The 14,061-nt window shown below is 35.0% G+C and carries 14 protein-coding genes; all 14 read right to left on the reverse strand.

Translation table 11 applies throughout. The features are described from left to right. Positions 1-277: 277 nt before the first annotated feature. The gene (locus J8281_RS12685; RefSeq protein ID WP_210198008.1) at positions 278-1,090 is read right to left on the reverse strand and encodes a toll/interleukin-1 receptor domain-containing protein; all 813 of its coding nucleotides are present in this window, start codon (positions 1,088-1,090) and stop codon (positions 278-280) included. A 280-nt stretch (positions 1,091-1,370) separates the two neighbouring features. Continuing rightward, a complete protein-coding gene (locus tag J8281_RS12690; RefSeq protein WP_210198009.1) occupies positions 1,371-1,658 on the reverse strand; it encodes a type II toxin-antitoxin system RelE/ParE family toxin in 288 nt (95 codons plus the stop codon). Further along, on the reverse strand, positions 1,651-1,890 hold the full coding sequence (locus J8281_RS12695; RefSeq protein ID WP_210198010.1) for a type II toxin-antitoxin system ParD family antitoxin: 240 nt from the start codon (positions 1,888-1,890) through the stop codon (positions 1,651-1,653). The genes J8281_RS12690 and J8281_RS12695 overlap by 8 nt, the downstream gene beginning before the upstream one ends. Before the next feature lie 700 nt (positions 1,891-2,590). Next, positions 2,591-3,487, reverse strand: a complete 897-nt coding sequence (locus tag J8281_RS12700; protein WP_210198011.1) for a hypothetical protein — start codon at positions 3,485-3,487, stop codon at positions 2,591-2,593. Positions 3,488-4,300: 813 nt separating this feature from the next. Next, positions 4,301-5,197, reverse strand: coding sequence for a DUF2911 domain-containing protein (locus tag J8281_RS12705; RefSeq protein ID WP_210198012.1), 897 nt, complete (start codon positions 5,195-5,197; stop codon positions 4,301-4,303). Between the two features lie 419 nt (positions 5,198-5,616). After that, positions 5,617-6,282, reverse strand: a complete 666-nt coding sequence (locus tag J8281_RS12710) for a homing endonuclease associated repeat-containing protein (protein ID WP_210198013.1) — start codon at positions 6,280-6,282, stop codon at positions 5,617-5,619. A 370-nt stretch (positions 6,283-6,652) separates the two neighbouring features. Then, positions 6,653-7,735, reverse strand: a complete 1,083-nt coding sequence (locus J8281_RS12715) for a DUF559 domain-containing protein (RefSeq protein WP_210198014.1) — start codon at positions 7,733-7,735, stop codon at positions 6,653-6,655. A 374-nt stretch (positions 7,736-8,109) separates the two neighbouring features. Next, complete coding sequence (locus tag J8281_RS12720; RefSeq protein ID WP_210198015.1) at positions 8,110-8,511, reverse strand: hypothetical protein; 402 nt, start codon at positions 8,509-8,511, stop codon at positions 8,110-8,112. Positions 8,512-8,904: 393 nt separating this feature from the next. Then, the gene (locus tag J8281_RS12725) at positions 8,905-9,504 is read right to left on the reverse strand and encodes a hypothetical protein (RefSeq protein ID WP_210198016.1); all 600 of its coding nucleotides are present in this window, start codon (positions 9,502-9,504) and stop codon (positions 8,905-8,907) included. 201 nt (positions 9,505-9,705) lie between these two features. Next, entirely contained in the window at positions 9,706-10,332 is a 627-nt protein-coding gene (locus tag J8281_RS12730; RefSeq protein ID WP_210198017.1) for a hypothetical protein, read from the reverse strand. A gap of 436 nt (positions 10,333-10,768) precedes the next feature. Further along, positions 10,769-11,806, reverse strand: coding sequence for a hypothetical protein (locus J8281_RS12735; protein WP_210198018.1), 1,038 nt, complete (start codon positions 11,804-11,806; stop codon positions 10,769-10,771). Between the two features lie 368 nt (positions 11,807-12,174). Beyond that, entirely contained in the window at positions 12,175-12,993 is an 819-nt protein-coding gene (locus J8281_RS12740; RefSeq protein WP_210198019.1) for a hypothetical protein, read from the reverse strand. 169 nt (positions 12,994-13,162) lie between these two features. Then, the gene (locus J8281_RS12745; protein WP_210198020.1) at positions 13,163-13,741 is read right to left on the reverse strand and encodes a hypothetical protein; all 579 of its coding nucleotides are present in this window, start codon (positions 13,739-13,741) and stop codon (positions 13,163-13,165) included. Positions 13,742-13,763: 22 nt separating this feature from the next. Continuing rightward, complete coding sequence (locus J8281_RS12750) at positions 13,764-13,901, reverse strand: hypothetical protein (RefSeq protein ID WP_210198002.1); 138 nt, start codon at positions 13,899-13,901, stop codon at positions 13,764-13,766. Between the last annotated feature and the right edge of the window lie 160 nt (positions 13,902-14,061).

Raw genomic sequence — 14,061 nt, forward strand, 5'->3', positions numbered from 1 at the left:
GCGCTATAGCGGTCAGTTCTTGTCCGTTCTCCGCTCCCGGCGGTGACGGGCAAGGACTGGCGCGCAGCCGCCCGCACATTCGAGTCCATACGGAGCGTAGCGGAGTATGGACTCGAACGCAAAATATATGAATCGGAGCAAGGCAAGTATGCCTGAACCAATTGATCTATCCGTGCATTTTTATTTCTTATTTAATTTATAAAAATCTAGCGCTATTACAAAAAGGAAATGACCTTTTGATCTAACACTAAATTGCTCTGATTTTATATATAATGTTCTAAGCAGTTTTGTAAACTCTCTCTAAATTATCTGCTAAACTTCCTATTCCTTTATCCGTATTTCCACCAACTTTGTCAAGAAGCCAATAATTATCTTTAAGATCATCTGGTTTAATTCCGTGCCAGACAGGTAATAGAAACTTTTCGTTTTTAATGATCTGTTTTGTTTTTAAAGATTGTAATTCATTCTTTGCCCATTTTTCATTAGAAAGAAAATTTTTACTCAGAATTAGTATTCCAAATTTGCTGTCGGAAATTCCCCTTTCAATGGATTCCGTTAAACTATCTCCAATGTTTAATGAGTATTCATCGTACCAAACTTTATATCCTCTTTTTGATAATTCTTCATATAGTGGTCTTGCAATTTCATCTTTGTCTCGGGAATCGTGGGAAATAAAAAAATCAGCTGGCATTTCTTCAAAATATTGGTTTGTACGAATGATGGGTCTTAGTTGATGTGAAATAAAAAATTTAAAAAGTTCTTTTTCGTTTACGGAAATTTCATTGAAGTAGAAATAAATATTTCTTGTATGAGGAATATTGAGAAAATCTTCTTTTTGTTTTAAAAGAGGAGTTACAGATGTTTTAGTTGGATCCTCGGTTCTTTTATAAGCCATTAATGATTGGGGAATAAATTTATAGTTTTCATCTAAATTATCACCTACAACAACATTAAATTGTAAATAAGTTGTCAAGTTTAATAGACTATAAATCTGAAAATTTAGTTCCTTTCCGCTTTTCAAAATAGGAGTATATGAGAAGCTGTTATATCCTGGGCCAAACTCTATTAGGAATCTTTTCTTGATATCCATTTTTTTTGGATTATATTATTTTGAAATTGCTTAGAATGTGCGGGCGGCTATGGCGTGTTCTTTTGTGCAAAATAGTAATTTTGCTTCAAAAGTATGCGCTATAGCGGTCAGTTCTTGTCCGTTCTCCGCTCCCGGCGGTGACGGGCAAGGACTGGCGCGCAGCCGCCCGCACATTCGAGTCCATACGGAGCGTAGCGGAGTATGGACTCGAACGGTTTGTGTAAAATGCGTTTTAATGCATTTTTACACTTTGTTGGCAATAGTTTTATTTTTTGTCAATTCACAAAATTTCGTCTAAATCCTGTCTTCCCACAATTGACATTATATCCACAGTATTTTCGTTTACTTTGAAATAAATACTATCAACTCCACAAACACAACGTCTATATCCTTTTTTTATATAATCTACAGATTCGAAGGAAAAAGGTCTTTGTGCAATAATATCGAAATATTCAAAAAATGAATGGAAATATTTGTCCGCTTGAGTCATTCCAAATTTTTTGACTCCGTAATGATGAATCCGAATCAAGTCATTTTTTGCCTCGTTACTTAATCTATATTTAGTCATTCATTAAAGACTTTGAATGCGCTAAAATATCTTCTTTACTGTCATTCGTAAATCCACTATTTTCTGCTTTCTCAAGTTTAGTACGAATCCAGTCAACTTGGACTTGCTGTTTTCGAGCTTGTCTAATCAAGTCATTTATAAGTTCACTTTTACTTGAATATTCTTTATTGTCCACTTGGGTTTTTAGCCATTCATCATTTGGCTTTGTGAACGATATGCTTTGTCTAGCCATAATTATATTTTTGATGTAAAATTACACCAAAAACGAATCAAATCCAAATTATTAATCGACAGTTAATCTCCTTTACTCTTGGTTTTAGACTTTTAAAAACTCAAGACATTGGTCCATTTCAAGAGAAAAATTATCAGTGCTGTAAATATACCACTGATGAAAATAGCTCCTTGCCAATAAGATAATCTGGTTCCCCAATTTTTCCATGTCCCTTCACTAAAAACTTTATTTTTGAAATAATCCTTAGAAATCTTCCAGTAGAGAAATATGATTATTAAAAAAGTACGGTTATAATGATCCAAATATTTTCCATTTATTAAGTTTTATGGTTTAGTTGTTTTAAATTATTGCCAATGTGCGGGCGGCTATGGCGTGTTCTTTTGTGCAAAATAGTAATTTTGCTTCAAAAGTATGCGTTATAGCAGCCAGTTCTTGTCCGTTCTCCGCTCCCGGCGGTGACGGGCAAGGACTGGCGCGCAGCCGCCCGCACATTCGAGTCCATACGGAGCGTAGCGGAGTATGGACTCGAACGTTATAAGTATGTGTCGTAGCAGAGCAAATTGTTACCAAGCCATCGACTTTTTCTGCGTAGATTTTATAACTTTTCATCTTTAAAATCTTTGCGTCACTACAAAAACCACAAGAACCATTCGATCTATCACCAAAACCTGCTATGACATATACTTGGTGTTATAAGCTTTTATTTTTCAGATTCCAACTTTTCAAGTCGATATTGTAATTCCAGAAGCTTTTTGTTCTGTAACTTCAATTCCTCTATTTCTTTTTGTTGTTGGATTGTATAAAGAGTCAATTCCTCAACCTTTTTAAGAAGATTCATATCCATCTCGGCTTGCATAACTCCATTTTGTTCAAATTCTCTGGCCGATGGTATTTCTGGCAAATGACTGTTTGCTTTAATAAAATATTCCAATTCTTCTATGCTTCTCAAGTTATAATTTTCTTTGAAAACATAATCAGGCGCTGGAATATTAAGGTCAATCTTCACTTCTTTAGCGTGAATGTTTCCATTGACAGTCAATTTCATATCTGGATTTGTTGTTCCAACACCAATATTACCATTTGAACCTTCAATGAATAAGACAGAAGTTATTGTCTGTCCTGCAATATTTGTCTGAAAATCATAGTCTCCTCCTCCCGAAATATTTTTAAAAGTAGTTTGATTAGAAGAATTTATATACATTAAAAAAGTTTCATTACCATCCGCTCTTTGAAGTGCTAGTTGATTAGAACCGTTATTGTACCCTATCGCTAATGGAGAATTAGGATTATTTGTTTTAATACCGAAATTACCATTTCCATTTATTCTTGCTCTTTCAATTCCTCCTGTCAAAAACAGAATTTTGTATCTGTTATTTTCATTTTCGCCAGAATCTAGATAAATATCATCAAATCTTGATTTGAAAAGCCATTTACCAGGAAAACTACCTCCAAAACTTCGTATTCTATTACTTCCTCCGTTTGCACTTGGAAATTGAAGTTGATATAAGCCCATATTAAGATCTTGAGTCTGCGTTTGAGCATTTAAAAAAGTAATTGTACTTATAATTAGAATTATTATCAAAGTGTTTTTCTTCATTTTTCTTATTTATAAAAGTTAAGTATTAATACGGTAAATTGTTACCATAATATTTTGAGAAATTGCTTATAATGTGCGGGCGGCTATGGCGTGTTCTTTTGTGCAAAATAGTAATTTTGCTTCAAAAGTATGCGCTATAGCGGTCAGTTCTTGTCCGTTCTCCGCTCCCGGCGGTGACGGGCAAGGACTGGCGCGCAGCCGCCCGCACATTCGAGTCCATACGGAGCGTAGCGGAGTATGGACTCGAACGTTTAGCTATGCGTAGTGCGGAAGCAGAAAACCACTGGTTTTCGAGCTAGCACTTAGCCAAAGTTTATGTTTTGTTTTTATATTTTCTAAAATACTAAATTTAATACTTTGGCGACAAACCAAATAGGCAATAACCTTTTACTTTTTGGCTTTAAGGTTTTATAGTTTCATTAAAGAGATACAAAAAAACATAATGTTACAGTTTGGAACTATCATTTTTAATTGAGCACGATTTTTTAAATAGGGCATAATGTGCGGGCGGCTATGGCGTGTTCTTTTGTGCAAAATAGTAATTTTGCTTCAAAAGTATGCGTTATAGCAGCCAGTTCTTGTCCGTTCTCCCGCTTTTCGCGGGGAGCGGGCGTGGACTGGCGCGGAGCCGCCCGCACATTCGAGTCCATACGGAGCGTAGCGGAGTATGGACTCGAACGGGATTGTATAAGCGCAGTAGCGGTTTTACGCTCTAATTATTCCGCTTATAACTGACTTTAAATTTATGCGTTATGTTTTGGTTAATCATTTACACAGCTATTGCGTTTATACGGTGTTCTATGTCGTTGTTTCTTAATTCTTGTGCCAATTTTCAATATTCTCTTTGTTGGTTTTAATATAAAATTCACTATTAATTCTTTCGGCAATCAGTAAAGACTTCTCAGCAGACTTAATAGACTCCTCCTGTCTGCCTAAATCGTTTAATATTTTTGATTTCAAATAATAACGATAAGGTAGATTCCGGTTTTTAAGGTTAATGTTTTTAAGCCATTCTTCAAATGACGAATCATTTTCAACTAAGCTAATTGATTTGTTGATAGCCTCAAGTGCTTTTTCACACTCGTTATTTTCAAAATAAATATTTGCCGATACGCTATACTCATAAGCTAATTGAAGATAAGTATTGTGAAAATAGTTTTGCAATATTTTATCCGTTGGGATTTCTATTGGTACATAAACCTCTATATTTTCCCAAGAAATTATTAAGCTTGCCGAATTTGTTGTTAGTTCTGCAAATGTTATTGATAACGTCTCAATTTTTCTGTCCAATTTTATTGTTGGAACATTAATTCGTGCAACACTATTGTCTGGATTAAAATCTTCAGGAACTCCGTACTCATCTATTTCGGTGTGAAAATATATATCCCAACTATCAACTGAAGGCTTCGAAAAAATAGTATAAGTTCCAGCTTCGAGTTCTATACCTCCAATTCTTACATAATCAGAAAGGACGATTTTTGTGTTTTTATTGGCGCCTGTTCTCCAAATTTGGTCATATGGTACCAAAGCTCCAAAAATTTTTCTTCCACGCATTGAAGGTCTTGAGTATTCTAAGGATACATCGATGACTCCGAGTTTAATTTCCGTTTTCTGAAAGGGACTTAATTTTGGGTTTTTCAGCTCTGAGATTTGTCCTGGTAAATGCAATGAAGTCAGTAAAATCAGTATTATTATGAATGTGTTTTTCATTGTTGGATTTAAATTCAATCTTTTCTGTTTCTTTTAATGACATAGAATGTGCGGGCGGCTATGGCGTGTTCTTTTGTGCAAAATAGTAATTTTGCTTCAAAAGTATGCGCTATAGCGGTCAGTTCTTGTCCGTTCTCCGCTCCCGGCGGTGACGGGCAAGGACTGGCGCGCAGCCGCCCGCACATTCGAGTCCATACGGAGCGTAGCGGAGTATGGACTCGAACGGTTTGTGTATGAAACGTAGCGTGTAAAAAGACACTAATTTTTCGGATTAACACAGAGCCGAATTTTTATATTTTGTTTTTAATTTTTCTCTATTTAAAATCCAAATTAAAAATTTGGCGGACTTTCTAAATATACACAAACCTTTCGGTTTGGCACTTATTAGCTATGTTTTATACACCGTGTTGTAGAGCGTTTTATTTTTCCATTTCAAGGTCACTTTTTCCAATGTTGCAAACAGAACATAACGACTGTAAATTCTCAATTACTGTTTCTCCTCCTTTAGCCCAAGCTTTGATATGGTCAACGTGCAGGATAATAGTTGGATCAGTTGCAGGAGATTTTCCGCATATTCTACATTTAAAATTATCTCTACGTAAGACCATAAATCGTAATCGGATATTTATGTTTCTTTGCGTCTTTCTACCAGTTGCTTTTTTGGTTGGCTTGTTTTTAACTTCAATTTCTCCATCATTCATATAGTTGACGAAATTTTCCAAAGCCTTTCTCCAGCTTCCAAATCTATTTTCATAAGTGCCAGCACTAAACTTTGACAGAGGCTTGTACATATCATTGTACTTTGGTTGTCGTTCGAGCTTAGTCCATACTTCAACAAGGTTTTCAAATAATTCCTCATTTGGAATATTCAACTTGCTTCTTGTTTTTTCAAGCCCTGCTAATTCAAGACACTTAAACCAAGAGCCAAATCTTCTAGTTAATGTTGTGCTATGAAAATTTCCGTAATCATTGTATTCGTCAAGAGTGACCTTATTCTTTTTTAATTTTTCGGCAACAGCTTTTAAATCAGAAATCAATTCTTCATCTGGCGTATTTCTGCTATGTGATTCTAATTCAAATTTCATTCTTCTGTCAATGCTCTATAATGTGCGGGCGGCTATGGCGTGTTCTTTTGTGCAAAATAGTAATTTTGCTTCAAAAGTATGCGCTATAGCGGTCAGTTCTTGTCCGTTCTCCGCTCCCGGCGGTGACGGGCAAAGACTGGCGCGCAGCCGCCCGCACATTCGAGTCCATACGGAGCGTAGCGGAGTATGGACTCGAACGGTCTTGTGTATGGCTCGTTGCGTGCAAATTAGCGATTAATTTTCGGTTGAGCCACAAGCCAGATTTTTAAATTTTACTATTTATCTTTTTCTTGGAAATCGTCAAATTTAAAAATTTGGCGACTTTCCAAATATGCCTTAACTTCGGTTTAAGCAACTGACCAGCAATGAGCTATACACGTTGTTGTAGCACGTTTTCTATCTCGTCTAATACTGTTTCAAGTTCTTCCGTTATTCTTTTTCCGCTAAACCTTAAAGGCATAACACCAATCTTTTTTAAACTATCATCAATTTTTTTATCCTTTTTAATGTCGTGATATTCAACTCCGTCACAAAAAAGCGCAATCTTTTCTTTTGGGTAATAAAAATCCGATGCAGTTATAAGTTTATCTTGTGATATAAACTTTTCTTGTTCAGCCATTCTATAATAATTCGGAAATATCTCTCCATTTCGATAGAATCCCATTTGAATCTCTGGCACCTTGTTTCTCACATAGAGACCTTGTAATAAGAATAACTCAATAGGCGAATCACATCCCCAAATTTGTCTCGGTTTAGTATCTGTAAAGGGTTTAAAATATCTATTGATTTTATATTTTCGGTACTTTGCATTAATCGCCTTGCTGTAAGTGTGATTTTGCATTATTTCTACCTCGCGTTTATCGTATTTTGGGCAGATAAAGTACATTCCCCATTCAAATCCAATACTATCTGTTGGATTATCTGTAGTAATATTTGAAAATAATGAATAGTGCATTCCCATTCCTTTGCTCCACTTTTCAAAAGGGACAAAATCGGTAAATACATTTCCTCCTTCTTGGCACAACTCTCTTAAATCAAACTTCTTTAAGAGTTCTATGTTCCAAGTGTCAATTTTCCCATTCTTGGACATTGGTACTAATGAAACTCCATATGGAAGTCCTTTAATAACTCCTGGTTCTGTTTCCTCTACAGCGTAAAAATGAACAACCAAAGAAACAGCTTGAAATTCTGTCACACCGATACTTTCAAAGTATTCATATTCTTTATCTAATGGATTTACAAAAACTACTGTAGTTTTTTTTCCGTCAACCTCTCCGTTTTGTCCAATGTAATTGTAACGAGAAGAAGTCATAGGTAAAATTCCATTTAACGTATGAAAATCTAAATTCAGTAATGGTGGAAGATGGGAATAATCTACATCCATATTATATCCACGAGGAAAAGCAGAATAGAATTTTATGTTTTCAGTTAGATATTTTGGTCTGTTTTCCAATGTTTGTTCAAATGTGCTACAATGTGCGGGCGGCTATGGCGTGTTCTTTTGTGCAAAATAGTAATTTTGCTTCAAAAGTATGCGCTATAGCGGTCAGTTCTTGTCCGTTCTCCGCTCCCGGCGGTGACGGGCAAGGACTGGCGCGCAGCCGCCCGCACATTCGAGTCCATACGGAGCGTAGCGGAGTATGGACTCGAACGCCAAATATATGAATCGGAGCAAGGCAAGCATACCCTGAGCCAATCGATTTATCTGCGCATTTTTATTTCTTGTTTAATTTGTAAAAATCTAGCGCCATTGCAAAAAAGAAATTACCTTTCGATCCAGCACTAAGTTTTGCTCTGATTTCATATATAATGTTGTAAAACGTACTTTTAGGTAACATTATGCACTCTACCTTTTAACGTTCGTCTATTAAAATCACTTACACGAGTTTGATCTTGCTTATTGATTACGGCATATGCAAAAATTGGAACGAGCAAAAAACCTCCAATAATATAGATTACATAATGATTCCGACTCCCCGTAAAGATTGGGTTAATTCCGAAAAACATAAGTGGCGTTCCGATAAACAGTATCAATCCTGCAATCAATTGAGCAACTTTAGATTGTTTCGCGTATAGTTGATCTACGTGATATTTCGTATCCGTTCCACAATCCTTACAATTCAGAGTTTTAGTTTCTCCGTCTTGCATTGCGAATTCCACTCGCGTATTGGCATTCGTTGAATATTTATTTTCAGTTTCACAGTTTTTACATTTTCCGTAAACTTTCATTTATCTCTCAATTTTAATTTTGTATGTTTTACAATGTGCGGGCGGCTATGGCGTGTTCTTTTGTGCAAAATAGTAATTTTGCTTCAAAAGTATGCGTTATAGCAGCCAGTTCTTGTCCGTTCTCCGCTCCCGGCGGTGACGGGCAAGGACTGGCGCGCAGCCGCCCGCACATTCGAGTCCATACGGAGCGTAGCGGAGTATGGACTCGAACGCCAAATATATGAATCGGAGCAAGGCAAGTATACCTAAACCAATCGATCTATCTGCGCATTTTTATTTCTTGTTAATTTATAAAAATCTAGCGCCATAGCAAAAAGTAAATGATCTTCCGATCTAGCACTAAACTTTGCTCTGATTTTATATATAATGTTACCTGCTGGCTTTTATTTCACATTATATTTTCAGCCACCATTTAATTGTTTTTAATTTGTCCGATTCCAATTGAGTCAGATCTAGGGTTTCCAATTCAGTCAGTTTTATTTTGAGTAAATCAATTCCATAATTTTCTTTTAACCACAACGGGAATTCTTCAACACTTTTATTCCAATTTGCGAGAGTTGATTTTAGAATTAAGTTTAAATCAATTTCGGTTCTCGGTTTTAGTTCAGTCAATATTTTTCCTGCATATTTTTGGTCAGTATATTGCGATTCTTGTCTGTTCGTATTTTCAAATATTTTGATTATTCCCATCACAATAATTTCATCCGAAACCTTGTTCAGCTTTTCAGTCAGCTGTCGAATCCTTAGATCTCCTATTTTATCAATTAAATCAATTGAGGAATAGAATTCATTTTTAAGGTCATCTGATGTTTTTGGAATATTCATTTTTCTGCTTGCAGGTAATGTGCGGGCGGCTATGGCGTGTTCTTTTGTGCAAAATAGTAATTTTGCTTCAAAAGTATGCGCTATAGCGGTCAGTTCTTGTCCGTTCTCCGCTCCTGGCGGTGACGGGCGAGGACTGGCAGGCGTAGCCGCCCGCACATTCGAGTCCATACGGAGCGTAGCGGAGTATGGACTCGAACGTTTAATATAAGAAACGTAGGGCAGGAGATAAGCACTTTCGTTTCGGTTTATTACTTAGCTAAATATAAATATTTTGCTTTTATCTTTTCGTTATAAACGCCAAATTTTATATTTGGCGACTTTGCAAATAAACACAGACCTTTCGATTAGTCCCTAAAGCCCTATGTTTTCTTATACCTTGTTGCCAGTAGTTTTTTTTCGAAATATCATTTTCAAATCAGTAACTAAATAAAACCCAACAAACCCAAAGCTACTTAAGGCTAAAATAAATTGCCCTTCTGGTATAAGTAGAAATAGATTAATACAAATTAAAAATAGACAAAAGGGATAGGTAAATAATCTGATCAATATGTTTTTTAATGACCATTCTTTTTCAGGTTGCTCCTTCTCAATTTCGATATCTAATATTTCATATATTTCTTCAAGTTGATTTTTTTTCTCGAATAGATAGAGTTTACGAAAAACTGTTATTAAAATCAGCAAGAAAACCGACCCGATTAGAATTGGTAACCAATTTTCTAGAAAATCGAAATCAGTTGAAAAATTGGTCAAAATAAAGTATAGAATTCCGATTAAAAATAGTCCAATTAACATTTTCCCAATAGGATTCAATTTATTTGTTATATCTGTCAGATGATTATTTGCGTTGAGTTCGAATTTAAAAATCGGATAAAAGGCACTATTCCAAAAATTCTGTTTCCAAACCTTTATTTCATTCCGACTAATTTCTCCTTTTGATCTAAAATCACGAGAAAAGACATTCCATAAATGATTGATAAAAGTATCTTCTTTTCTCAATTCAATTAGTTTTTCTATGTCCTTTTTTGTGATTTCCAATCTTATTTCAAATTACTGGCAATGTGCGGGCGGCTATGGCGTGTTCTTTTGTGCAAAATAGTAATTTTGCTTCAAAAGTATGCGCTATAGCGGTCAGTTCTTGTCCGTTCTCCGCTCCCGGCGGTGACGGGCAAGGACTGGCGCGCAGCCGCCCGCACATTCGAGTCCATACGGAGCGTAGCGGAGTATGGACTCGAACGGTCTAGTGTATGAAACGTAGCGTGTAAAAAGACACTAGTTTTTCGGATAAACACAGAGCCGAATTTTTATGTTTTGTTTTTAATTTTTCTATTATAAGAGCCAAATTTAAAAATTTGGCGGTCTTTGTAAATAAGCACAGACCCTTCGATTTAGCACTTATTAGCTATGTTTTATACACGGTGTTGCCCACAGTATTTTATTCAATTTGCCAATTCCATTCACTTTCTAAATCGGCAATTTCACTTTCCGTATAATTTAATTGTTCAACAATTCCGTTATAAATTTCATTCGGGTATTTTTTCAAAGCCAACCAAATAAATTCAGAATGATATTGTTTTGTGTAACCACTAGATTCGTTAATTGTTTTTTCTAATAATTCTCTAGAACTCTCATTCTTAAAATTGACGATACTTTGATAAAGTTCTCGCAACATTGGGTAATTGAAACTTGTTGGTTTCTTAATTTCGACAAAATGAATTTTCTTTACTTGTTCAAACGATTTCTCATTCGGGAAATTTTTTACAGCTTTTAATCCATAATATTGAATGTCCGTATCTACATTTTTGAGTAGGATATTTATTAATTCAATGTCACTTTCTCTTTGGTATTTTGAAATTGCAATTATTGCTGAATTGTTTTTCTTTAAAGCTAATTCTCTAATTCTGTCGTAATATTTTTCATTTGGCTCAATTCTTTCTAACAATCTGTTTTTGTTGTCGCTTACCAGGTCTGGTGTAAATAGTATTAAACTATCTAAAGTGTTTTTGTCAGATTCTGTTAGGTATTCATTGTCAGGATTAGGTCTTGAAATTGACTCAATAAAATAGTCGTTAACTCTTGTCATACTTCCAATGCAGCCATATTGCGTTGAAACAGAAGTCGTGTCTTTTAAATTCTTTTTTAAAACATTAAAGCTGTTTTTATTTCTCTTATTAACAAGTAAGTCAAATGCATAACATTTAACTACAGGATTTGGATGTTCAGTCAAGAGTAACAACTCTTTTTCGCTAGCATTTCTCTTTAATTTTGTGAAGTTATCCCATTGTTTTGGTTTCTTTCCAGAATATCCAACAGCTCTTCCAGTTATCTCTCCATATTCAATTAATTCACTTACAATATTTTTAGTCTTTTCACTCAATTCACTCTTATGAGTAAATTCAGTTTGCTTCTTTTCTTGAGAGCAAGAACATAGAATTAGAAAGATGGTTGATATTAGAACTGAAGTTTTTCTCATATTGTGGGCAATGTGCGGGCGGCTATGGCGTGTTTTTGCTGTAGCAAGATATGAAATATCTTAGCGGAGGCAAAAAATTCGCTATAGCAGCCAGTTCTTGTCCGTTCTTCCGCTTTTCGCGGGGAGCGGACGTGGACTGGCGCGCAGCCGCCCGCACATTCGAGTCCGTACGGAGCGTAGCGGAGTATGGACTCGAACGTCTCGTATAAGAAACGTAGGGCAGGTGATAAGCGATACGTTTCGGATTGGTACTAAGCCAAATATAAATATTTTGCTTTTATCATTTTTCGTAAGTGCCAAATTTTATATTTGACGGTTTTGCAAGAAGTCACAGACCTTTCGGTTAATCTCAAAAGCCCTATGTTTTCTTATACATTGTTGGCAACCGTACTTTTTAATTCAACGTATTTATATTCTACAAGACAATAGTCTCGATTGTAATTCTTACTATACTTTATATCAGACGTTGGAATTAAAGTTTCAAATATTAGCTTGTCTTTTGTGTTTAAATAACCCCAGCTATTGAGATTCCCTGAGTATGCCATTCCTCCATTTGGCAATCCAAGACAATGTGTTTTTTTATCAATTAAGCTTTGATATTTACTTAATTCAATATTGTACTTTTCGAATGGTAATTCCATTGAAATTAATCTTATTCCCTTTGTCTGTAGGTTAAGTTCTTCTACCTTTCCATTAGCTAGAAATCTCCATATTATATTATTGTTGATGAAAAAAGCATCATTTAGATATTCTTTTTCAGAATTAGAATGATATATTTCTTTCATTTCAATTAAATCAATTACTTTAAATTCAGTTGAGCCATTGATTATCATTTTGGAAGAATCACTATTATAAATATTACCACTAAACCAACTTACAGAACTTTCGATTTTCTTTTCAGAGTCAAGATTGATTAATTCAGAACCACCTTTAATTGGAATATAAATGAATTTGTTATTTGGAGAAATAGGATTATAGTACTTATCAGGTAGTTGCATTTCTCCTGATATCAATAATTTATTTTCTTTGAAGAACTTTACGTCAAAATAAATATAATTTGACATTCCAATTTCTGCTAAATTAGCCAGTCGTAATTTATATTTGAAGTTATTATATTCAAATTCAGTTTCTTCATTATTGCAATTATATATTTTAAAATCTTCTTTGTTTATTTTTTCTAATTGCATTTTATAAATATTTCTCTGTATGGTTGCCAACGTATTTGTGTATGATTTTTTGCGGGAAAAGGACGCGAGTCGTTTTCCGATGTTTCGGAAAGATAATTAATAAGATTGAATTTCCGGTGAGGAAATTCAGCCGCAATTAATTATACACCTTGTTGTGCAGCGTATTATTTTATTCGATAAGTTTAATCAATTCGTATGTTTTAGATTTTCTAAATTCAGTTATCCATAAATTATTTCTTTCAGTTCTATCCTCTATAAACATGTAGTTCAGATAATCTCCATATATTTTGAACTTCAAATGTTTTTCATTCCCTGCTAATGGAATATAACCAAAACAGTCATAGTCATTACATTCTACATATGAATTAGGAATTGATTTGTCAATAATGTTCCTTATAAACTCATCTCCATACTCTTTTTGATAAGTTAAAACTTTAAGTGAGTCCAAATCTTCTCTTTTACCAAAAGAAAACAAAGAATCTAAACTTTTTCGAGCTAATTCAAATTTATTTAGTTTAAAATATGCAACAAATCTAAGAGAGTCAATTTCATAATCCGCTGTTAATTTAGCATTTCCGCAAAAACCATAATCCATATTTTCTGCTTTATTGAGCAGTTTTAATGCTTTTTCATAGTTTTTTTCTACTATTTTATGTTCAGCCTTTTCAATTACTTTATATCCTTTTTGCGCAGAGATATTCTGAGTAATCAGTATTAAAAATAGAAATATGGAAGTAGGTCTTGTCATATGTTGCACAATGTGCGGGCGGCTATGGCGTGTTCTTTTGTGCAAAATAGTGATTTTGCTCAAAAGTATGCGCTATAGCAGCCAGTTCTTGTCCGTTCTCCGCTCCTGGCGGTGACGGGCGAGGACTGGCAGGCGTAGCCGCCCGCACATTCGAGTCCATACGGAGCGTAGCGGAGTATGGACTCGAACGCCAAATATATGAATCGGAGAAAGGCAAGTAAGCCTAAACCAATCGATCTATCTGCGCATTTTTATTTCTTAGTTAATTTATAAAAATTTGGCGCCACTGCAAAAAGGAAATGACCTTTCGATTGGAACCA

Origin of the sequence: Aquimarina sp. U1-2 (assembly GCF_017897595.1) — a bacterium.
GTDB lineage: Bacteria > Bacteroidota > Bacteroidia > Flavobacteriales > Flavobacteriaceae > Aquimarina.